Consider the following 19,046-nt stretch of genomic DNA (forward strand, 5'->3'; position numbering starts at 1 on the left):
CCGGCCGGCCGGTCAGGCGGCGGTGACCTCCGTCGTCACCGCCACCCGTGCCAGCAGTTCCTCGTAGGCGCGGCGGTCGAACTCCCCGGCGACCGGGGTGAGGACCGTCGCCGCCGACAGGGCGGTCGCGCGGGCCAGCCGCTCCGGCCACGGCAGCCGCTCCACGAGCCCCGACAGCAGGCCCGCGACCGCCGAGTCGCCCGCGCCCGTCGGGTTGCCGTGCATCCGGGCGGGCGGGGCGGCCCGCCAGTGGCCCTCCGGGGTCACCGCGAGCAGTCCCTCCCGGCCCAGGGAGGCCACCACGGCCCGCGCCCCGCGCCGGCACGCGTCCTGCGTGGCGCGCAGCGGCTCATGGGCGCCGGTCAGCTCGGCCAGCTCGTCCGCGTTCGGCTTGACCAGGTCGGGGCGGGCGGCGACGGCGCGGCGCAGCGGCTCACCGCTGGTGTCGAGGAGCACCGGGACGCCGGCCGCGCGGGCGGTGCGGACGAGGCCCGCGTAGGCGCCCACGGGGACGCCCGGCGGGAGGCTGCCGCACAGGGCCACCGCGTCGGCGGACGCCAGCAGATGCTCGTAGGCCTCCTGGAAGGCGGACCACTCGGCGCGGGTGACGACCGGGCCCGGCTCGTTGAACTGCGTGGTGTCGCCGGTCCGCTCGTCGACGACGGCCACCGTGCGCCGGGTGACGCCGTCGACCGGGACGAGTGCGTCCGTCACGCCGGGCAGGGCGGTGAGCCCGTCCTGCACCGCGCGCCCGGTGCCGCCGCCCACGAACCCGGTGACCGTCACCTCGTGGCCGAGAGCCGCGAGGACGCGGGCCACGTTGACGCCCTTGCCGCCGGGGCGCTCGGTGACATCGGTGATCCGGTGCGAGGAGTGGGGCCGCAGGGACCGGACGCGATACGTGATGTCGAGAGCGGTGTTCAGCGTGACCGTGAGGATCACCTGGGCCGGCCTCCCCCGGGTGCATGTGCTTGTCGAGACGTTCCGGGGCGCCGAGACGCCTTCCGGAGGCTCGATCATGCCAAAGAGACGGCGGTCGGCCCAGCCCTCGGACCGGCCACCGTCCCGTCGACTCGTGGACGGATCACCCCAGTTGGGGATCGACCACCCATTCACCCCGGCGCATCACGCCCTTGAGGTCGAAGTCGGCGTCCAGCAGCACCAGGTCGGCGTCCTTGCCGGGCTCCAGGGAGCCGACCCGGTCGTCGAGGCCGAGCAGCCGGGCCGGGTTGGCGGACAGGGCGGCCACCGTGTCCTCCACGGACAGCCGGTCGATCGTCACCGCCCGCTTGAAGGCGCGGTCCAGGGTGAGGGTGGAGCCCGCGATCGAGCCGCCCTCCACCAGCCGCGCCACGCCGTCCGCGACCTCGACCTCCAGCGGGCCGAGCATGTACCGGCCGTCGCCGAAGCCGGCCGCGTCCATCGCGTCGGTGATGAACGCGACCCGATCCGGGCCCGCGTGATGGAACGCCAGCTCCAGGGCGGCCGGGTGCAGATGAGTGCCGTCGTTGATCAGCTCGACGGTGACCCGCTCGTCCTCCAGCAGGGCCGCGATCGGGCCGGGCGCGCGGTGGCCGAGCGCCGGCATCGCGTTGAACAGGTGGGTGGCGACGGTGGCGCCCGCGTCGATGGCCTCGACGGTCTGCTCGTACGTCGCGTCCGTGTGGCCGATCGCCGCGATCACGCCGTGCTCGCCGAGCAGCCGTACGGAGTCGATGCCGCCCGGCAGTTCGGTGGCGAGGGTGACCATCGTGGCGTGGCCGCGCGCCGCGTCGATCAGCTTGCGCACCTCCGCCGGGTCCGGGTCGCGCAGCAGCGCCTCGGAGTGTGCGCCCTTGCGGCAGGGGGAGATGAACGGGCCCTCGAAGTGGATGCCGGCGATGTCGCCCTGCTCGGCCAGTTCGGAGAGCAGGCCGGCGCGCTGGGCGAGGAAGTGCATGTCGCCGGTGACGGTGGAGGCGACGAGGGTGGTGGTGCCGTGCGTCCGGTGGGTGCGGATGCCGGTGAGCACGTCGTCGACGGTGCCCGAGGTGAAGGAGGCTCCGCCGCCGCCGTGGTTGTGGATGTCGACGAAGCCGGGGACCAGCCAGTGACCGGTGACGTCGACGACGCGGGAGTTCTCCGGGGCGGTGGCGGCGATGCGGGTGCCGTCGACTGTGATCCGACCGCCCTTGACGGTCCCGGTGGGGAGGACGACGTCGGCTCCGGTGAGGATCAGGGGGGTCCCGTCCGTCGCGGGGTGCGGCGCGTTGGTGGCTGGTCGCGCCCCGCGGCGGAGCCGCTGATCGATGCTGTCCCGCGCCCCTGGCGGCGTAGCCGTCACGTCGGTTCCTCCGTACGGTCCGTGTGGTTGAGGAGATCCCAGGCGAGGAGACCCGCGCCCAGGCAGCCCGCCGTGTCCCCTAGCGCCGCTGGGACGACGGACGGCAGCTTCTGGAAGGTGACCCGCTGCCGGACGGCGTCCCGCAGCGGTGTGAACAAGGTTTCCCCCGCCTCCGCGAGGCCGCCACCGATGACGATCGTGCGGGGGTCCAGCAGGGTGAGGGCGGTGACCAGGCCGTCGGCGAGGGCGTCCACGGCGTCCTGCCAGACTCGGACGGCGTTCGGGTCGCCGGACATGACGGCCTTGGCGCAGTCCGCCGCGTCCGCGTCCGGGTCGCCGGTCGCCGCCGCCCAGGCCTGGCTGACCGCCGAGGCCGAGGCGTACCGCTCCAGGCAGCCCCGCTGACCGCACGGGCAGGGGGTGCCGCCGGGCCGTACGACGATGTGGCCGATCTCGCCCGCGAAGCCGTGCGCGCCCGCCTCCACGCGGTCGTCGATGCCGATGGCGCCGGCGATGCCGGTGCCGAGGGGGACGAAGAGGAAGCGGTCGGTGCCCCGTCCGGCGCCGACGCGGCCCTCGGCGAGGCCGCCGGTGCGGACGTCGTGGCCGAGGGTGACGGGGATGCCGGACAGCCGGTCGGAGAGCAGGGCGCGCAGCGGGACGTCGCGCCAGCCGAGGTTGGCCGCGTAGGCGGCGATGCCGCGCGGCTCGTCGACGATGCCGGGGACGGCGATTCCGGCGGCGGAGGCGGGCGTGCCGAGGTGCCGGGCGCCATGCGCGTGCAGCTCGGCGGCGAAGTCGAGGATGGACTCGACGACCGCCTCGGGCCCGCGCTCCCGCCCGGTGGCCCGGCGCGCCTGGTGCAGGAGTGCGCCGTCCGCCCCGACCAGGGCGGCCTTCATCCCGGTGCCGCCCACATCGAGGGCGATGACGTGTCTCACGGGGGACAGTGTGGCCCGAGGACCCGGAAGAGGTCTAGTCCACTCACGTGGTGTAGACCTTATTCCGGAATACGGACTACACCGGATCACAGCGGAACAGGGGTTGGGGCAGCAGTGCAGCGGCGCAAGGCAGGAATCATCGCGGTGATGTCCGCACTGGGCATGACGGCGGTGCTCGGCGGCTGCGGGATCACCGGCGGCTCCGACGACGTCACCCTGCGGCTGGTCGCCGCCGACTACGGTGACAGCGCGTCCAACAGCTCCGAGAAGTACTGGGCGAAGCTGGTCGAGGAGTACGAGTCCGACCACCCCGGCGTGCGCGTGGAGGTCGACGTCTACTCCTGGAACGACGTCGACCGCAAGGTCAAGGAGATGGTCGAGGCCGGCGACGCGCCCGACATGGCGCAGATCGGCGCGTACGCCGACTACGCCGCCGACGGCCTGCTCTACCCGGCCGACGAACTGCTCTCCATCCCGGTCCAGGCCGACTTCGCCGCCCAGCTGGCCACCGCCGGCCAGATCGACGGCGCGCAGTACGGCATGCCGTTCGCGGCCTCCACCCGGCTGCTCTTCTACAACAAGACCCTCTTCCAGAAGGCCGGCGTCACGCCGCCCACCAGCTGGGACGAGCTGGCCGCCGCCGCCGGGGCGCTGAAGGCCGAGGGCGTGAAGTACCCGTACGCGCTGCCCCTCGGCCCGGAGGAGGCGCAGGCCGAGACCATGCAGTGGCTGCTCAGCGGAGGCGGCGGCTACACCGACACCTCCGGCGGCTACGGCATCGACTCCGCGGAGAACGTCGGGACCTTCACCTGGCTGCGCGACGAACTCGTCGGCAAGGACCTCACCGGCCCGGTCGCGCCGGGCAAGCTGAACCGTGCCGACGCCTTCGCCGCGTTCGCCGACGGCCAGGTCGGCATGCTCAACGGCCACCCCTCGCTGATGAAGATGGCCGAGAAGAAGGGCGTGAAGTACGGCATGGTGCCGATGCCCGGCGTCGACGGCGAGTCCGACGCGACCATGGGCGTCGCCGACTGGATGCTGGCGTTCAAGCAGAACGGCCACCAGAAGGAGATCGGCGAGTTCCTCGACTTCGTCTACAGCGACGAGAACGTGCTTGCCTTCTCCCGCGAGTACGACCTGCTGCCGGTCACCAACTCCGCCTCCGACGTCATGAGCGCCGCCGAGGAGGACAGCGAGCTCCAGCCGTTCCTGAAGGAACTCCCGCTCGCCGAGCTGTACCCCGTGGGCAAGACGTCCTGGGCCGACGTCAGCGCCCAGGTCAAGAAGCGCATCGGCCAGGCGGTCGCCCCGGGCGGCAGCCCGTCCGCCGTCCTCGGCAAGCTGGAGTCGGCCGCCCTCACGGCAGAGGGCGCGGCGGCCGCGAACTAGGGGGTGTCTCGCCGATCATGCCGGGCTCGGCCCCGGGCCGCTGTCAGTGGCGGCGGCTAGCGTTTCCCGTATGGCCGGTACGGAACGTCAGCCGCTGGAGCGGCGGGAGCAGGACATCCTCGCGCTGGAGCGCCGGGGCTTTCCCGGCCCCGGTGCGAAGGAGCGGGCCATCCGGGAGGAGCTGGGCCTCGCCCCGGTCCGCTACTACCAACTGCTCAACGCCCTGCTCGACGACCCGAGGGCACTGGAGCACGACCCGGTCACGGTGAACCGGCTCAGGAGGGTGCGGGAGCGCAGACGCGCGGAGCGGTGAGGCCCGGTTCACGGTTCGGGGCGGCCCTGCGGGGATAGGTTCGCCGTATGGGCAGCCCCGACACACATTCGACGGACCTCCCCGAACCCGTGACTCCGCAGGGATGCGACGGGCTCGACGCGCTTCTCGCCCGGCCACGCGACGCGGTGATCGCGCTCGACTTCGACGGCACCCTCGCCCCGATCGTCGCCGACCCCGAGCAGGCCCGCGCGCACCCCGGCGCGGTGCCCGCGCTGACCGAGCTCGCCCCCAAGGTGGCCGCCGTCGCCGTGATCACCGGACGCCCGGCCGAGGTCGCCGTCCGCCACGGCGGCTTCGCCGGCGCCCCCGGCCTGGACCACCTGGTCGTCCTCGGCCACTACGGCGCCGAACGCTGGGACGCCGCCACCGGCGAGGTCACCACCCCCGACCCGCACCCCGGCGTCGCCGCGGCCCGCGCCGCGCTGCCGCAGCTCCTCACGGCGGTCGAGGGCGCCTGGATCGAGGACAAGGGGCACGCCGTCGCCGTGCACACCCGCCGCGCCGCCGACCCGCAGGGCGCGTTCGAGGCGCTGCGCGCGCCCCTCACCGACCTCGCCGGCCGCAACGGACTGATCGTCGAACCCGGCCGCATGGTCCTCGAACTGCGCCCGCCCGGCATGGACAAGGGCCTGGCGCTGGAGCGGTACTTCCGCGAGATCCGCGCCGAATCGGTGCTCTACGCCGGTGACGACCTCGGCGACCTGCCCGCCTACGCGGCCGTCGACAAGCTCCGCGCCGACGGCACCCCCGGCCTCCTCGTGTGCAGCGGCAGCGACGAGGTGACCGAGCTGCGCCGGCGGGCGGACCTGGTGGTCGACGGCCCCGAAGGCGTCGTACGGCTGCTGCGGGCGCTGGCGGCTCAGCTGCTCTGACCGGTCAGCGCGGTCAGCTGGCCCAGGAACCACTGGGCCGGCGGCAGCGCGGTCGCCGCCGCGGCGAGCCGCTTGGTCCGCTCGGTCCGCTCGCCGGAGGGCATGGTGAGCGCCCGGTGCAGGGCGTCCGCCGTGCCCTCGATGTCGTACGGGTTGACCACGACCGCGTCCTCGCCCATCTCCTCGTACGCGCCCGCCTCCCGCGACAGCACCAGCGCGCAGCCCTCGTCCGACACCACCGGCACCTCCTTGGCGACCAGGTTCATGCCGTCCCGGATGGGGTTGACCAGGGCCACGTCGGCCAGCCGGTAGGCGGCCAGGGAACGCGCGAAGTCGTCCTTCACGTGCAGGACGACCGGGTTCCAGCCCGGCGTGCCGTACTCGGAGTTGATCTCCTCCGCCAGCCGCCGGACCTCCGCCGTGTAGTCGCGGTAGACGGCGAGATCCTGCCGGGAGGGGTAGGCGAACGCGACGTGCACGACCCGCTCGCGCCACTCGGGGCGGCCGGCCAGCAGCCGCCGGTAGGCCAGCAGGCCGCGCACGATGTTCTTCGACAGCTCCGTGCGGTCCACCCGGACGATCGCCCGGCGGCCCTCGCCGATCTCCGCCCGCAGCGCCGCCATCCGCTCCTCGACGTCCGCCTCGTGCGAGCGCCGGCGCAGGAAGTCGGCGTCCGCGCCGAGCCCGTGCACCCCGATCCGGGTGTCGCCGAGCCCCCCGGCGAACGCCTCGCAGCACGCGGTGAACGCGTCCGCCCAGCGCCGGGTGAGGAAGCCCAACCGGTCCGCTCCGAGCATGCCCCGCAGCACCTCCCGGCCGATGTCGTCCGGCAGCATCCGGAAGTACTCCGGGGGCGCCCACGGGGTGTGCGAGAAGTGGCCGATCAGCAGATCCGGGCGCAGCTCGCGCAGCATGCCCGGGACCAGCACCAGGTGGTAGTCCTGCACGATCACCGCGGCGCCCTCGGCGGCCTCCTCGGCGAGCGCCTCGGCGAACGCCCGGTTGTACGCCTCGTACGACGCCCACTGGCGCCGGAACTCCTCATCGAAAACAGGTTCGAACGGGGTCTGGTACAGCATGTGGTGCACGAACCACAGCACCGAGTTCGCGATCCCGTTGTACGCGTCCGCGTGCACGTCCGCCGGGATGTCCAGCATCCGCACGCCGTCCTCGCCGACCCCGCGGCGCACCGCCTCGCGGTCGCCGTCGCCGAGCGCCGAGCACACCCACAGGGCGCCCGCGTCCGGCCCGATCGCCGACAGGCCCGACACCAGCCCGCCGCCGCCCCGCCGGGCGTGCAGCGAGCCGTCGTCGCGCACCTCGTACGAGACCGGCCCGCGATTGGAGGCCACCAGTACCTGCGCCGCACCGTACGTTGAAGCCATAGCCCTCAACCTAGCCCGCCCCCCAACCGCTCAAACGTACGGTTCGGCCGTATACAGGAGGGGGTGGCGTGTTACGCCACCTTGCGTGCCGCGTACTCCGCGATCTCCACCATCGGGGGACGCTCCTCGGTGTCCACGGAGTACGTACGCGGCTCGAAACCGTCCTCCATCCGCTCGAACTGCGTGAGGGACGGGCGGATCAGATGCCCCCGGGCCAGCCGCAGCTGCGCGGTCCGGTAGATCGCCGCCGCCATCCGGCCCAGCGCCTGCCCGTCCTGGTGCCGGTGCTTGCGGACACCGACGTCCACCTGCGCCAGGGCGTCGAGGCCGACCAGGTGCAGCGAGTCGACCAGCATGCCCAGCTCCACCCCGTAGCCCACCGGGAACGGCAGCTGCTCCAGCAGCGACCGGCGGGCCGCGTACTCGCCGCCCAGCGGCTGCACGAAACCGGCCAGCTGCGGCCAGTGCATGTTCAGCAGCGGGCGGGCCATCAGCTCGGTGACCCGGCCGCCCTGCCCGGCCGCGCCGCCCAGCGGACGGTCGTACATCGCCTTGACCAGGTCCACGTCCGGGTCGGTCAGCAGCGGGCCGACGATCCCGGAGACGAAGTCCGCCGAGAACTCCTTCAGGTCCGCGTCCACGAAGCACACGATGTCGCCCCTGGTCACCAGCAGCGACCGCCACAGCACCTCGCCCTTGCCGGGCACCGCGGGGATGCGCGGCAGGATCTCGTCGCGGTGCACGACCCGGGCGCCCGCGGCGGCGGCCACCTGCGAGGTGCGATCGGTGGACCCCGAGTCGACGACGACGATCTCGTCGACCAGCGGAACCCGCTCCACGAGGTCGTGACGGATCACGTCGACGATGTCGCCGACCGTCGCCTCCTCGTTGAGCGCGGGCAGCACGACACTGACCGACTGGCCCGTGGCGTGTTTGGCGGCCACGAGCCGGTGGAGCGGGCGGTCGGACACGGACCAGGAGCGTGTGCTCAGCCAGCGCTCGACTTCTTCCAGCACGGTCTGCGGCTCCTCACTGTCGGGATCCCTGTGATCCATCTCGCGGTTCGGACGACTATCTCAACTGTCCTGGCCGTCGGTTACAGTCTTGGACAACGCGGATGACCATCGCATGTCGGTGGCCGACCGTCGTTCACAACCACATACAGCTCATCCAGAGGGGCAGAGGGACACGGCCCGATGAAGCCCCGGCAACCCTCCAGCCGCCCGCGCCGCCAGGCGCTGATTGTCAGCGCGTCAAGTTGACGTGGCGAGGCTCCCGGCTAGGGAAGGTGCCAAATCCGTCTCACGGCGAAGTGCGTCGTGAGGAAGATGAGGAGAAAGGGCCTCGCCTCACATGGCTGTGCAGACTGTTGCAAGCACCACGAATTCCTCTTCCACGGTAGACCTCGGTCCCGCCGCCGCGCTCTCCTGTCGCGAATGCGGTCACCGCGTCCCGCTCGGCCCCGTCTTCGCCTGCGAGGAGTGTTTCGGCCCGCTGGAGATCGCCTACGACTTCTCCGCGTACGACGCCGAGGAACTGCGTAAGCGCATCGAGGCGGGCCCCGCGAACATCTGGCGCTACGCGCCGCTGCTCCCCGTCCCGGCAGACGTGGCCGACAAGCCGAACCTCAACCCCGGCTGGACCAAGCTCGTCAAGGCCGACAACCTGGCGCGCGAGCTGGGCGTGACCGGCGGGCTGTACGTGAAGGACGACTCCGGCAACCCGACGCACTCCTTCAAGGACCGCGTCGTCGCCCAGGCCCTGGAGGCCGCCCGCGCGTTCGGCTTCACCACCCTCTCCTGCTCCTCCACCGGCAACCTGGCCGGCGCGGTGGGTGCCGCGGCCGCCCGCGCCGGCTTCCGCTCCTGCGTGTTCATCCCGCACGACCTGGAGCAGGGCAAGGTCGTCATGGCCGCGGTCTACGGCGGCGAGCTCGTCGGCATCGAGGGCAACTACGACGACGTGAACCGCTTCTGCTCCGAGCTGATCGGCGACCCGGCGGGCGAGGGCTGGGGCTTCGTCAACGTCAACCTGCGGCCGTACTACGCCGAGGGCTCCAAGACCCTCGCGTACGAGATCTGCGAGCAGCTCGGCTGGCGGCTGCCCGACCAGATCGTCGTCCCGATCGCCTCCGGCTCCCAGCTCACCAAGATCGACAAGGGTCTGCAGGAGCTGATCAAGCTCGGGCTCGTCGAGGACAGGCCGTACAAGATCTTCGGCGCCCAGGCCGAGGGCTGCTCGCCGGTGTCCACCGCGTTCAAGGCGGGCCACGACGTCGTCCGGCCGCAGAAGCCGAACACCATCGCCAAGTCGCTCGCCATCGGCAACCCGGCGGACGGGCCGTACGTCCTCGACATCGCCCGGCGCACCGGGGGCGCGGTGGAGGACGTGACGGACGAGCAGGTCGTCGACGCGATCAAGCTGCTGGCGCGGACCGAGGGCATCTTCGCGGAGACCGCGGGCGGGGTCACCGTGGGTGTGACGCGCAAGCTCATCGAGAACGGGGTGCTCGACCCGTCGCTGACGACCGTCGTGCTCAACACCGGCGACGGCCTCAAGACCCTCGACGCGGTGGCCGGCACGGGGCTCACGGCGACCATCCGGCCCAACCTCGAGTCGTTCCGCGAGGCCGGGCTCGTCTAGACCAAGCCCCAGTAAGTCACTCCACCGGAGGTTTTCATCGTGAGCGTCACCGTCCGCATCCCCACCATCCTGCGCACCTACACCGGCGGTCAGGCCGAGGTGGCCGCCGAGGGGGCCACCCTCGCCGAGGTCATCGCCGACCTGGAGAAGAACCACACGGGCATCGCCGCCCGGGTTCTCGACGACCAGGGCAAGCTGCGTCGGTTCGTCAACGTGTACGTCAACGACGACGACGTCCGCTTCGAGCAGGGGCTGGAGACGGCCACGCCGGACGGTGCCGGCGTCTCGATCATCCCGGCTGTCGCGGGCGGCTGCTGACGTCACACGCTGTTCATCGAATTGCCCCCTCCGTGAGAGATCCGGAGGGGGCAATTCCATGTGATTGAGCGCGGTAGAGTTGGGGAACCCGCCGCACTTTCCGCGATGTGGCTGCGACAAGATGCAGCCAAAATCAGCGGCCCTTTCGCGCCTTTCGCTCCTTTTGCCGGGCCCGACTTGCCCGGAATTCGGGTGAATTCTTCGTAAATAAGCGATCAGTGCTGCCCGGATTTCTCGTCCGATTGACCTGTTGCAGACGGCAGTTGGACAGATACATTCAGCCGCGGTCGACGCGTTCCGGCGCACGCCCCCAACGACTGGGGGGTGAGGTCTGACCCGGATCCGCGAAGTGCGGATCTGTGCAAGGGCCAGTAATAGGGGAGTTAGGCATGGCTCAGGGCACCGTCAAGTGGTTCAACGCGGAGAAGGGGTACGGCTTCATCGCGGTCGACGGTGGTGCGGACGTCTTCGTCCACTACAGCGCGATCCAGATGGACGGGTACCGCACCCTGGAAGAGGGCCAGCGGGTCGAGTTCGAGATCTCGCAGGGCCAGAAGGGCCCGCAGGCCGACATGGTTCGCGTCACCGCCTGAACGTTCTATTCGAAGGGCTCGCACCGCACGCCGGTGCGAGCCCTTCGGCGTGTCCGGCGGCCGGCGCCGGCTGTTCGCCCACCGCTGACTACCTGCCGGTCTCCGAGAGCCGCTTGCACTCGATGGGGGCGAGTGCTAATCATTGGCGTTAGCACTCTGAAGGTGAGAGTGACAACGAAGGACCGGGTCGGTGAGGCCGCAGGCCGGGTGGGGCAAGGAACCACGAGGCAGGCAGGCCGTCCGTCGCGGGCGCGGGCGCGGTCCGAAGGAATCACCCCCAGTCCTGGAGGGACCACTTCACATGGCCAAGATCATCGCGTTCGACGAGGAGGCGCGGCGCGGCCTCGAGCGCGGCATGAACCAGCTCGCGGACGCCGTCAAGGTGACCCTCGGCCCCAAGGGCCGCAACGTCGTCCTCGAGAAGAAGTGGGGCGCCCCCACGATCACCAACGACGGTGTCTCCATCGCCAAGGAGATCGAGCTCGAGGACCCGTACGAGAAGATCGGCGCCGAGCTGGTCAAGGAAGTCGCCAAGAAGACGGACGACGTCGCCGGTGACGGTACGACCACGGCCACCGTTCTCGCCCAGGCGCTGGTCCGCGAGGGTCTGCGCAATGTGGCCGCCGGTGCCAACCCGATGGCCCTGAAGCGCGGTATCGAGAAGGCCGTCGAGGCCGTCTCCGGCGCGCTGCTCGACCAGGCCAAGGAGGTCGAGACCAAGGAGCAGATCGCCTCCACCGCCTCCATCTCCGCCGCCGACACCCAGATCGGCGAGCTGATCGCCGAGGCCATGGACAAGGTCGGCAAGGAAGGCGTCATCACCGTCGAGGAGTCGCAGACCTTCGGTCTGGAGCTCGAGCTCACCGAGGGCATGCGCTTCGACAAGGGCTACATCTCCGCCTACTTCGCGACCGACATGGAGCGCATGGAGGCGGTGCTCGAGGACCCGTACATCCTCATCGCCAACTCCAAGGTCTCCAACGTCAAGGACCTGCTCCCGCTCCTGGAGAAGGTCATGCAGTCGGGCAAGCCGCTGCTGATCATCGCCGAGGACGTCGAGGGCGAGGCCCTGTCGACCCTGGTCGTCAACAAGATCCGCGGCACCTTCAAGTCCGTCGCCGTCAAGGCTCCGGGCTTCGGTGACCGCCGCAAGGCCATGCTCGGCGACATCGCCATCCTCACGGGCGGCGAGGTCATCTCCGAGGAGGTCGGCCTCAAGCTGGAGAACGCGACCCTGGACCTCCTGGGCCGCGCCCGCAAGGTCGTCATCACCAAGGACGAGACCACCATCGTCGACGGCGCCGGCTCCGCCGACCAGGTCGCGGGCCGCGTGAACCAGATCCGCGCCGAGATCGAGAACAGCGACTCGGACTACGACCGCGAGAAGCTCCAGGAGCGTCTGGCGAAGCTGGCCGGCGGCGTGGCCGTCATCAAGGCCGGTGCCGCCACCGAGGTCGAGCTCAAGGAGCGCAAGCACCGCATCGAGGACGCCGTCCGCAACGCGAAGGCCGCCGTCGAGGAGGGCATCGTCGCCGGTGGTGGCGTGGCCCTGCTGCAGGCCTCCCAGGTCTTCGAGAAGCTGGAGCTCGAGGGTGACGAGGCGACCGGCGCCCAGGCCGTGAAGCTCGCGCTCGAGGCCCCGCTGAAGCAGATCGCCGTCAACGCCGGCCTCGAGGGCGGCGTCGTGGTGGAGAAGGTGCGCAACCTGACCCCGGGCCACGGCCTGAACGCCGCGACCGGCGAGTACGTCGACCTGGTCAAGGAAGGCATCATCGACCCGGCGAAGGTGACCCGCTCTGCCCTGCAGAACGCCGCCTCCATCGCCGCGCTCTTCCTCACCACCGAGGCCGTCATCGCCGACAAGCCGGAGAAGGCCGCTGCCCCGGCCGGCGGCGGCATGCCGGGCGGTGACATGGACTTCTGATCGACTCCTGTCGGTCACCCGGTCCTACGCCGAGGGCGGCACTCCCAGCGACCTGCTGGGGGTGCCGCCCTCGGGCGTTTCGCAGCGGGGGAACGGGGTCCGCCCCCACGCGGACGCAGTACGTGTCCGGGATCACAAGCAATGCGGGGCGACAAGCGGAATGGCCCGGCGGGAGGTCCCGTTAGGGTCGTTGCACGCGCACATACCGCTTGGTATCTCTAGGAGCTCCCCCAGTGACCCTCAGCGACGACACTCCCGCCGCCCGCGCCGCGCGGATCCTCGCCCGGCCCGTCTCCCTCAACGGCCTGACCCTCCCCAACCGGATCGTCATGGCGCCGATGACCCGCCAGTTCTCCCCGGGCGGCATCGCCGGCGCGGACGTGGCGTCGTACTACTCGCGCCGCGCCGCCGCGGGCGTCGGTCTGATCGTCACCGAGGGCACCTACGTCGGCCACGCCTCGGCCGGCGAGAGCAGCCGCGTCCCGCGGTTCCACGGCGAGGAGCAGCTGGCCGGCTGGGCGAAGGTCGCCGAGGAGGTCCACGCGGCGGGCGGCCGGATCGTCCCGCAGCTCTGGCACATCGGCATGGTCCGCAAGCCCGGCCGGCCGCCCTTCGCCGAGGCCCCGGCCGTCGGCCCGTCCGGGCTGCGCGTCGACGGCACCGAGGGCACCGGCGAGGCGATGACCCAGCGGGACATCGACGACGTCATCGGCGCCTTCGCCGAGGCCGCCGCCGCGGCGGAGCGCATCGGGTTCGACGGCGTCGAGCTGCACGGTGCCCACGGCTACCTCATCGACCAGTTCCTGTGGTCGGGCACCAACCGCCGCACCGACGCCTACGGCGGCGATCCGGTGGCCCGCACCCGGTTCGCGGCGGAGGTCGTCGCCGCCGTCCGCGAGGCCGTCTCCCCGGACTTCCCGGTCATCTTCCGCTACTCCCAGTGGAAGCAGGAGGCGTACGACGCCCGGCTCGCCGAGACCCCGGAGGAGCTGGAGGCCATCCTCACCCCGCTCGCCGCGGCCGGCGTGGACGCCTTCCACGCCTCCACCCGCCGCTACTGGCTCCCCGAGTTCGAGGGCTCCGACCTGAACCTGGCCGGCTGGACCAAGAAGCTCACCGGCAAGCAGGTCATCAGCGTCGGCTCGGTCGGCCTCGACGGCGACTTCATCCGCGCGTTCGCGGGCGAGGGCGCCCCGGTCGGCAGCCTCGACAACCTGCTGGACCGCCTGGAGCGCGACGAGTTCGACCTGGTCGCCGTGGGCCGCGCGCTGCTCCAGGACCCCCAGTGGGCCGAGAAGGTGCTCGCGGGCCGCTTCGACGAGCTGGCGCCGTACGACGCGGCGGCGCTGCGGACGCTGAGCTGAAAAAGCGGAACGGCCGGGACCCTGGCGGGGTCCCGGCCGTTCCGCTGTCCTGGGTTTCGCGCGGGCGCGGCGCTGCTGGCGTTCGAGGTGGCGGCGTTCATCCCGCGCCGGCGGGTCGCGGACGCCCCGCAGCCGTCCGCGGCGGGGGAGCCGCAGCTGTCCGGCGCCAAGGTGTGACCCGTACCGGCTACAGGTTGCCCATCGGCTCGATGTCGACCCGCACCGGGGTGCCCCACACCCGCAGCACCTCGTAGTCGGTGAACTCGTGCACGAGCCGGTACGCCATCGCGGGCCGGGACCCGCGCCGCTGAGCGGCGATGTACAGCTCGGCCTCGCGCCGGTCCCGGCGCGGGGTCCCGCACAGCTGCCACTCCTGCCCGTTCCACAGCTCCGGCAGCCACCGCTGCTGGGGCTGCGGCCGGTCGCCGCGCGTGCCGTAACGGGAGGGCGCGGTGGGGGTGGGCGCGGATGCCGGGGCGGGCCCGTTGAACTCGGCGCGCCGGGCGGCCCGGCGCCGCGTCTCGCACAGCAGGCACAGATCCGGCGCGGCCTCGTCGACGGGCCCGTTCGGATGCTCGGCGCAGCGGGTGCTGGGCGCGGCGGACGTGACGCTCTCCTCCAGCAGGTCCAGGGCCCGCCGCAGATCGGCCTTCACCTCGTGCAGCTTGGCGTCCGGCGTGTCGGCGGTCAGCGCCTCCCCGTGCTCCCCGAGCAGACGGAGGGCACGGCCTAGGGCGGTGAGCTGGGCGTGGTTCATGGTTATCAGTCTCCGTCGGACCGTAGGAGCTGTCATAGGGGTGCCTGCTCTCGTCGTCGGGTCATCGCCGCGCGGATCTCCGCCACGCGGGCGTGGACGGTGTCGGCCGGCAGCGGCGCGTTGGAGTGGGCGGGGGCGCGTTCCCCTCGGCACGCGCCGCACCGGCCTCCCGGCAAGGCCTCTGGGCGTCCCGGCAGGCCGCACGTCGCGCACTCCAGGACGCGTCGAGGCGGGCGCGGGGCGGGCGGTGGCGGAAGCTTCTGCGTCAGGCGGGTGCGGAGCAGGGCGGCCGGGTGGTGGACCGGGCTGGGCAGACCGCTGGTCAGGGCATGCCGTACGACGTCCTCGTCGGCGCCCCGCGCGAACCACTCCACCACCAGCGGGGCGAGCTGCGCGCAGTCGGCCTCCGAGAGGGACAGGGCGGGGGTGGCGCGGCCCAGGGCGGCGAGGAGGATGTGGGCGCGGGAACGCGTGGGGCGCTGTGACGGCTGCGGCTCGGGCACGTCGCCCCGCGTGAACGCCGTCCACCAGGCGTCGTCGCGGGCGGTACGGGAGAACCACGATCGGGTGATCCAGCGGGAGCCGCCGTCGTCGGCGGTCAACGTCTCGCGCCCCCGGCGCAAGTGCCCCGCGTCCTGCAGCCGGTTGAGCGCCGTGCGCAGCGCGCACTGCCCGTACGGCAGGTGCTTGGCCAGCGTTTTCACCGAGATGTCGGCGCCGTCGGGGAGGCGGTCGATGTACGCGGCGATGGCGGCTTCGCGTGGCGCGAGGTGCGCGAAGTCGTGGTTCGTGCGCGGGGATTGGTCGGGTACGGAGCGCTTGCCGTAGCCCGGGTTGGACATGGGGTGCGCGGACAGGAAGGCGGGACTAAGGTGGGCTTCAGCCACGGGATCGGTTTTTCCTTTGCTCGCGATCTCGTTGGTTAAGCCCCCGCAGGTGTTGGCGCACCGGGCGGGGGCTGTTGCTTGTTGCGGGAACGCTAGAGCCTTGTCACCGTGCGTCGCAAGTCGGATGCGCCACGTCAACTCGCGGGGTGGGAGGGTGGGTTGAGGCCCACCGGCCATTCCTTGAAAAGAGGGCTCGGAGCTCGGGACTTGAGCCTCGGGCGGGTCCTCCGAAGCCTCGGCTTGACCCTCACGTTGCGTGAGGCTGAAAGGTGAGGCGCATGAGCGACTACTTCAACGCGTTCGAGATGAGCCCCGTGCCCGCTCCCGGCCCGGACGCGGTCCCGCCGGAGCCGTTCCGCGGCATCTACGGCATGCCCGCGTTCGCGACCGTCCCCACCGACGACCTGGCCGCGTCGGTGGACTTCTGGACTCGTGGGCTCGGGTTCTTCGAACTGTTCAGCATCCCCGGCACGCTGGTGCACCTGCGCCGCTGGGCCTTCCAGGACGTACTCCTCGTCAAGGCGGAGAGCGTCCCGGAGCAGGCGCCGGCCATGAGCTTCAGCTTCGCGTGCGTACTCAGCGAGGTCGATTCCGTCGTCGAGGCCTGCCGTGCGGTGCGCCCGGACTCGGTCGACGGCCCCCGCGACACTCCGTGGAACACCCGCGACGTGGAGGTGATCACCCCCGAGAACGCACGGATCGTCCTCACCGCGGCCAAGCCCTTCGATCCGGACAGCCAGGAGGCGCGGAACCTTGAAGCCATCGGCATCACTCCGCCGGACACCGGCCACGGCGACAATGTGGAGCATGCGTGATGCGACCGACGCCGATGGCCTGACCGTCGGTCAGGCCTCGAAGCGTCTGGGCGTCACGGTCCGCGCCCTGCACCACTGGGACGAGATCGGCCTCGCGCGACCGTCGCTGCGCACGGCTTCCGGATACCGGCTCTACACCGCCGGTGATCTGGAACGCCTCCAGCGCATCGTCGTCTACCGCGAGGTCGGTCTCGGCCTCGACAGGATCCAGGCCGTCCTGGACGACGCGACCGCGGACGTGCCCGCCGCGCTGCGCGCGCAACGCGCCCAGGTCGCCGAACGCATCGACCGCCTCCAGCAGCTCAGCGCCGGACTGGACCGGATGATCGACGCCCACGAGCACGGCCTGCTGCTCACCGCCGAGCAGCAGGCCGAGATCTTCGGCCCCCAGTGGAACCCCGAATGGCTCGCCCAGGCCCGGCAGCGCTACGGCGGCACCACACAGTGGCGCCAGTACGCCGAACGCTCGGCCTCTCGCAGCCCGGAGGAGTGGCAGGCCATCACCGAAGCCGTCGCCGGTGTCGACCGCGCCCTCGCGGACGCGATGGACGCCGGCGTCGCACCGGGCAGCCCGGAAGCGAACCGGCTCGTCGAACGGCACCGCGAGATCTTCTCCTCGTACTTCCCCCTCACCCGGCAGATGCAGGTCTGCCTCGGCCGCAGGTACGAGGCCGATCCGGGATTCGCCGCCCACTACGACGGCATACGCACCGGCCTCGCGACGTGGTTCCGCCGGGCCGTGGACGCCAGCGCGCGCGCCCACGGCATCGACCCCGACACGGCGACCTGGGAGTGACCGACTAGTCCGGCTGCTTCAGCCCACCGACGAACGCGGTCCACGCCGAGGCCCGGAACACGAGCTTCGGGCCGGTGGGGTTCTTGGAGTCGCGGACGGGGATCACGCCCCCGTGGTTGGCGGCGACTTCGAGGCAGTTGTCGCCGCCACCACCGCTGTAGCTGGACTTGCGCCAGGTGGCACCGTGCAGGTCGTACTCAGGGATGCTCCTCATGGGCGTAATCCTGCGCCAACGCGTCGAGGAGGGCCAGGGACTTCTCCGGCGAGAGCGCGGAGGCGGTGAGGAGTTCGTAGGTGAACTTCATCTGGGCGACGGTGAGCGGGTCGTCCTCCAGCCGACCAGTGCCGACGCCCTCGAAGTAGGCCAGCGGAGGGGCATCCTCGAACTCCATCAGTTTCAGGGCACCCTTCATCGCCGCGTGCCCTCCCGCGCTGAACGGCAGCACCTGCACGATGACCCGGCTCCGCCGGGCCAGGTCCGCGACGTGGCGCAGCGCCTCGGCCATCACCGCTCGACCGCCCGTCGCTCGCCGCAATGCCGCTTCGTCAAGCACCACCCACAACACGGGCTTTGTTGGATGGTCGAGCAGGCGGGTGCGCGCCACCCGTCCGTCCACCCACTCGTCGATGGTCTCCTCCAGCGCCGTCGGGTCGTAGGCGCGGTTCACTGCTCGCGCATAGGCGGGCGTCTGGAGCAGCCCAGGGATCAGCATCGGGGCGTACTCCCTGATCACCGTGGCTACAGCCTCCGCTTCCGCCGCCTCCGCGAAGTGCTCCGGATACTTCGACTTGGCCACCGCCGCACAGTTCCGCTGAAAGAAGTCCTCCGTCCCGAGGACGTCGTCCAGCATCCGTGCGTACTCCGGCTGCATTCTCCGCGTCCCGGCCTCCAACTGGCCGATGAACGACCCGCTGACGTACAGCCGATGGCCCAGTTCCTCCTGGCTGAGCCCCGCCTTCTCTCTCGCGTGGCGGAGTTCCGCGCCCAGCAGTGCGCGGGGGGAGGACGACGGGTCGAGGTCCTTCGGTCCTGGCATGCAAGTCCCTGTCGTACACGTGGGGTTGTTGGGGTGCCGTGTCTGGCCAGGTTAGAGGCGTGGGGGACACGCTGTGTGGTGAATCGGAAACTCAGCGTGGAGGTACGGGAGCGTGCGGACAACCGAGGAGATCGTGGAGTCGCTGCGGGCGGCGCTGGAGAGCGTGGGGGTCGTGTTGCCGTCCCTGTGTGTCGATCCGGTGACCGGTGCCAGTGACGAGCCGTTCGCACTCGTCGACTTGGGGCGCTGCAACGTGCGGACCGCCGAGCAGCTGACCGAGCTGCTGCGGGCGGTGCCGGCGGGGGACGCGCTGCGGGCCCGGGTGCGGAAGGTGAACCGGGAACGGCGGCGGCTTCAGTCGTGAGGCCGGGGCCGCGGCAGGCCGCGTTCCGCGAGTTCGTCCGCGCACTCCTGCGGTACCGCCACGTCCACGGCGAAGGAACCCCCGTAGCCGGGGGGAGGTGAGGGGTCGAGGGCGTCTTCGACGTAGTCGGCGAGTTCCTGGCAGTCGACGGTGTACGTGCCGGTCGGCGTCGGTTCCTCGGCGGGGAACTCCAGCGTCTCGGTGTACGGCTCGGAGGTGAGCGCGGAGGTGACGGCGAGGCCGGACAGGCACAGCACTGCCCAGGCGGTGACGATCCTGCGGCGGGCGGGGGGCACGGTGTGCC

Annotated in this window: 21 protein-coding genes and 1 riboswitch; of the genes, 11 read left to right on the plus strand and 10 right to left on the minus strand. The window is 71.6% G+C overall.

Annotated features, from left to right (window positions below; all coding sequences use genetic code 11):
• Window positions 1–12: 12 nt before the first annotated feature.
• From ACSU6L_RS20490 to ACSU6L_RS20500, 3 genes are all read right to left on the minus strand, one after another.
• Complete coding sequence (locus ACSU6L_RS20490; RefSeq protein WP_437058789.1) at window positions 13–942, minus strand: 1-phosphofructokinase family hexose kinase; 930 nt, start codon at window positions 940–942, stop codon at window positions 13–15.
• 142 nt (window positions 943–1,084) lie between these two features.
• On the minus strand, window positions 1,085–2,215 hold the full coding sequence (gene nagA, locus ACSU6L_RS20495) for an N-acetylglucosamine-6-phosphate deacetylase (protein ID WP_437064981.1): 1,131 nt from the start codon (window positions 2,213–2,215) through the stop codon (window positions 1,085–1,087).
• Between the two features lie 104 nt (window positions 2,216–2,319).
• Window positions 2,320–3,264: an ROK family protein gene (locus ACSU6L_RS20500; RefSeq protein WP_437058791.1), complete on the minus strand. Its 945-nt coding sequence runs from the start codon at window positions 3,262–3,264 to the stop codon at window positions 2,320–2,322.
• Window positions 3,265–3,411: 147 nt separating this feature from the next.
• Here ACSU6L_RS20500 and ACSU6L_RS20505 point away from each other — a divergent pair, with 147 nt between their 5' ends.
• From ACSU6L_RS20505 to otsB, 3 genes are all read left to right on the plus strand, one after another.
• The gene (locus ACSU6L_RS20505) at window positions 3,412–4,653 is read left to right on the plus strand and encodes an extracellular solute-binding protein (RefSeq protein ID WP_437058793.1); all 1,242 of its coding nucleotides are present in this window, start codon (window positions 3,412–3,414) and stop codon (window positions 4,651–4,653) included.
• Between the two features lie 70 nt (window positions 4,654–4,723).
• Window positions 4,724–4,966 (plus strand): DUF3263 domain-containing protein, encoded by a 243-nt coding sequence (locus ACSU6L_RS20510; RefSeq protein ID WP_073941646.1) that lies wholly within the window; start codon window positions 4,724–4,726, stop codon window positions 4,964–4,966.
• Between the two features lie 47 nt (window positions 4,967–5,013).
• The gene (gene otsB / locus ACSU6L_RS20515; protein WP_437058795.1) at window positions 5,014–5,859 is read left to right on the plus strand and encodes a trehalose-phosphatase; all 846 of its coding nucleotides are present in this window, start codon (window positions 5,014–5,016) and stop codon (window positions 5,857–5,859) included.
• Here otsB and ACSU6L_RS20520 read toward each other — a convergent pair.
• Both ACSU6L_RS20520 and ACSU6L_RS20525 read right to left on the minus strand, forming a co-directional pair.
• Window positions 5,847–7,244 carry an alpha,alpha-trehalose-phosphate synthase (UDP-forming) gene (locus ACSU6L_RS20520; RefSeq protein ID WP_437058797.1) on the minus strand — a complete coding sequence of 466 codons (1,398 nt, stop codon included), beginning with the start codon at window positions 7,242–7,244 and terminating at the stop codon, window positions 5,847–5,849. The two genes, otsB and ACSU6L_RS20520, sit on opposite strands and share 13 nt — an antisense overlap.
• Before the next feature lie 71 nt (window positions 7,245–7,315).
• On the minus strand, window positions 7,316–8,260 hold the full coding sequence (locus ACSU6L_RS20525; protein ID WP_437058799.1) for a glucosyl-3-phosphoglycerate synthase: 945 nt from the start codon (window positions 8,258–8,260) through the stop codon (window positions 7,316–7,318).
• 147 nt (window positions 8,261–8,407) lie between these two features.
• A riboswitch (SAM riboswitch) is annotated at window positions 8,408–8,579 on the plus strand.
• Between the two features lie 18 nt (window positions 8,580–8,597).
• Here ACSU6L_RS20525 and thrC point away from each other — a divergent pair.
• From thrC to ACSU6L_RS20550, 5 genes are all read left to right on the plus strand, one after another.
• Window positions 8,598–9,887 carry a threonine synthase gene (thrC, locus tag ACSU6L_RS20530; protein ID WP_437058801.1) on the plus strand — a complete coding sequence of 430 codons (1,290 nt, stop codon included), beginning with the start codon at window positions 8,598–8,600 and terminating at the stop codon, window positions 9,885–9,887.
• Between the two features lie 39 nt (window positions 9,888–9,926).
• Window positions 9,927–10,205 carry a MoaD/ThiS family protein gene (locus ACSU6L_RS20535; RefSeq protein ID WP_365513242.1) on the plus strand — a complete coding sequence of 93 codons (279 nt, stop codon included), beginning with the start codon at window positions 9,927–9,929 and terminating at the stop codon, window positions 10,203–10,205.
• Window positions 10,206–10,594: 389 nt separating this feature from the next.
• Window positions 10,595–10,798 (plus strand): cold-shock protein, encoded by a 204-nt coding sequence (locus ACSU6L_RS20540; protein ID WP_004986573.1) that lies wholly within the window; start codon window positions 10,595–10,597, stop codon window positions 10,796–10,798.
• A 301-nt stretch (window positions 10,799–11,099) separates the two neighbouring features.
• Window positions 11,100–12,722: a chaperonin GroEL gene (groL, locus tag ACSU6L_RS20545; RefSeq protein WP_073941641.1), complete on the plus strand. Its 1,623-nt coding sequence runs from the start codon at window positions 11,100–11,102 to the stop codon at window positions 12,720–12,722.
• A 233-nt stretch (window positions 12,723–12,955) separates the two neighbouring features.
• Window positions 12,956–14,086, plus strand: coding sequence for an NADH:flavin oxidoreductase (locus tag ACSU6L_RS20550; RefSeq protein WP_437058804.1), 1,131 nt, complete (start codon window positions 12,956–12,958; stop codon window positions 14,084–14,086).
• A 187-nt stretch (window positions 14,087–14,273) separates the two neighbouring features.
• Here the strand turns inward: ACSU6L_RS20550 and ACSU6L_RS20555 are convergent, their stop codons facing one another.
• Both ACSU6L_RS20555 and ACSU6L_RS20560 read right to left on the minus strand, forming a co-directional pair.
• Window positions 14,274–14,843: a hypothetical protein gene (locus ACSU6L_RS20555; RefSeq protein WP_437058806.1), complete on the minus strand. Its 570-nt coding sequence runs from the start codon at window positions 14,841–14,843 to the stop codon at window positions 14,274–14,276.
• Between the two features lie 32 nt (window positions 14,844–14,875).
• Window positions 14,876–15,685 carry a hypothetical protein gene (locus tag ACSU6L_RS20560; RefSeq protein ID WP_437064982.1) on the minus strand — a complete coding sequence of 270 codons (810 nt, stop codon included), beginning with the start codon at window positions 15,683–15,685 and terminating at the stop codon, window positions 14,876–14,878.
• A 323-nt stretch (window positions 15,686–16,008) separates the two neighbouring features.
• Here ACSU6L_RS20560 and ACSU6L_RS20565 point away from each other — a divergent pair, with 323 nt between their 5' ends.
• Complete coding sequence (locus ACSU6L_RS20565; RefSeq protein ID WP_437058808.1) at window positions 16,009–16,545, plus strand: VOC family protein; 537 nt, start codon at window positions 16,009–16,011, stop codon at window positions 16,543–16,545.
• Window positions 16,538–17,341, plus strand: coding sequence for a MerR family transcriptional regulator (locus ACSU6L_RS20570; protein ID WP_437058810.1), 804 nt, complete (start codon window positions 16,538–16,540; stop codon window positions 17,339–17,341). Before ACSU6L_RS20565 ends, ACSU6L_RS20570 begins: the two co-directional genes overlap by 8 nt.
• A gap of 4 nt (window positions 17,342–17,345) precedes the next feature.
• On the opposite strand, the gene ACSU6L_RS20575 is transcribed toward ACSU6L_RS20570, so the two are convergent.
• Both ACSU6L_RS20575 and ACSU6L_RS20580 read right to left on the minus strand, forming a co-directional pair.
• Window positions 17,346–17,555, minus strand: a complete 210-nt coding sequence (locus tag ACSU6L_RS20575) for a DUF397 domain-containing protein (protein ID WP_437058812.1) — start codon at window positions 17,553–17,555, stop codon at window positions 17,346–17,348.
• Entirely contained in the window at window positions 17,539–18,378 is an 840-nt protein-coding gene (locus ACSU6L_RS20580; protein WP_437058814.1) for a helix-turn-helix domain-containing protein, read from the minus strand. Before ACSU6L_RS20580 ends, ACSU6L_RS20575 begins: the two co-directional genes overlap by 17 nt.
• A gap of 112 nt (window positions 18,379–18,490) precedes the next feature.
• Between ACSU6L_RS20580 and ACSU6L_RS20585 the strand changes: the two genes are divergently transcribed.
• A complete protein-coding gene (locus tag ACSU6L_RS20585; RefSeq protein WP_073941630.1) occupies window positions 18,491–18,742 on the plus strand; it encodes a hypothetical protein in 252 nt (83 codons plus the stop codon).
• Here the strand turns inward: ACSU6L_RS20585 and ACSU6L_RS20590 are convergent.
• Window positions 18,733–19,038, minus strand: coding sequence for a hypothetical protein (locus ACSU6L_RS20590; RefSeq protein WP_437058816.1), 306 nt, complete (start codon window positions 19,036–19,038; stop codon window positions 18,733–18,735). The two genes, ACSU6L_RS20585 and ACSU6L_RS20590, sit on opposite strands and share 10 nt — an antisense overlap.
• Window positions 19,039–19,046: the final 8 nt, after the last annotated feature.

Origin of the sequence: Streptomyces sp. enrichment culture, from assembly GCF_964272855.1 — a bacterium.
In the GTDB taxonomy this organism is placed as follows: Bacteria; Actinomycetota; Actinomycetes; order Streptomycetales; family Streptomycetaceae; genus Streptomyces.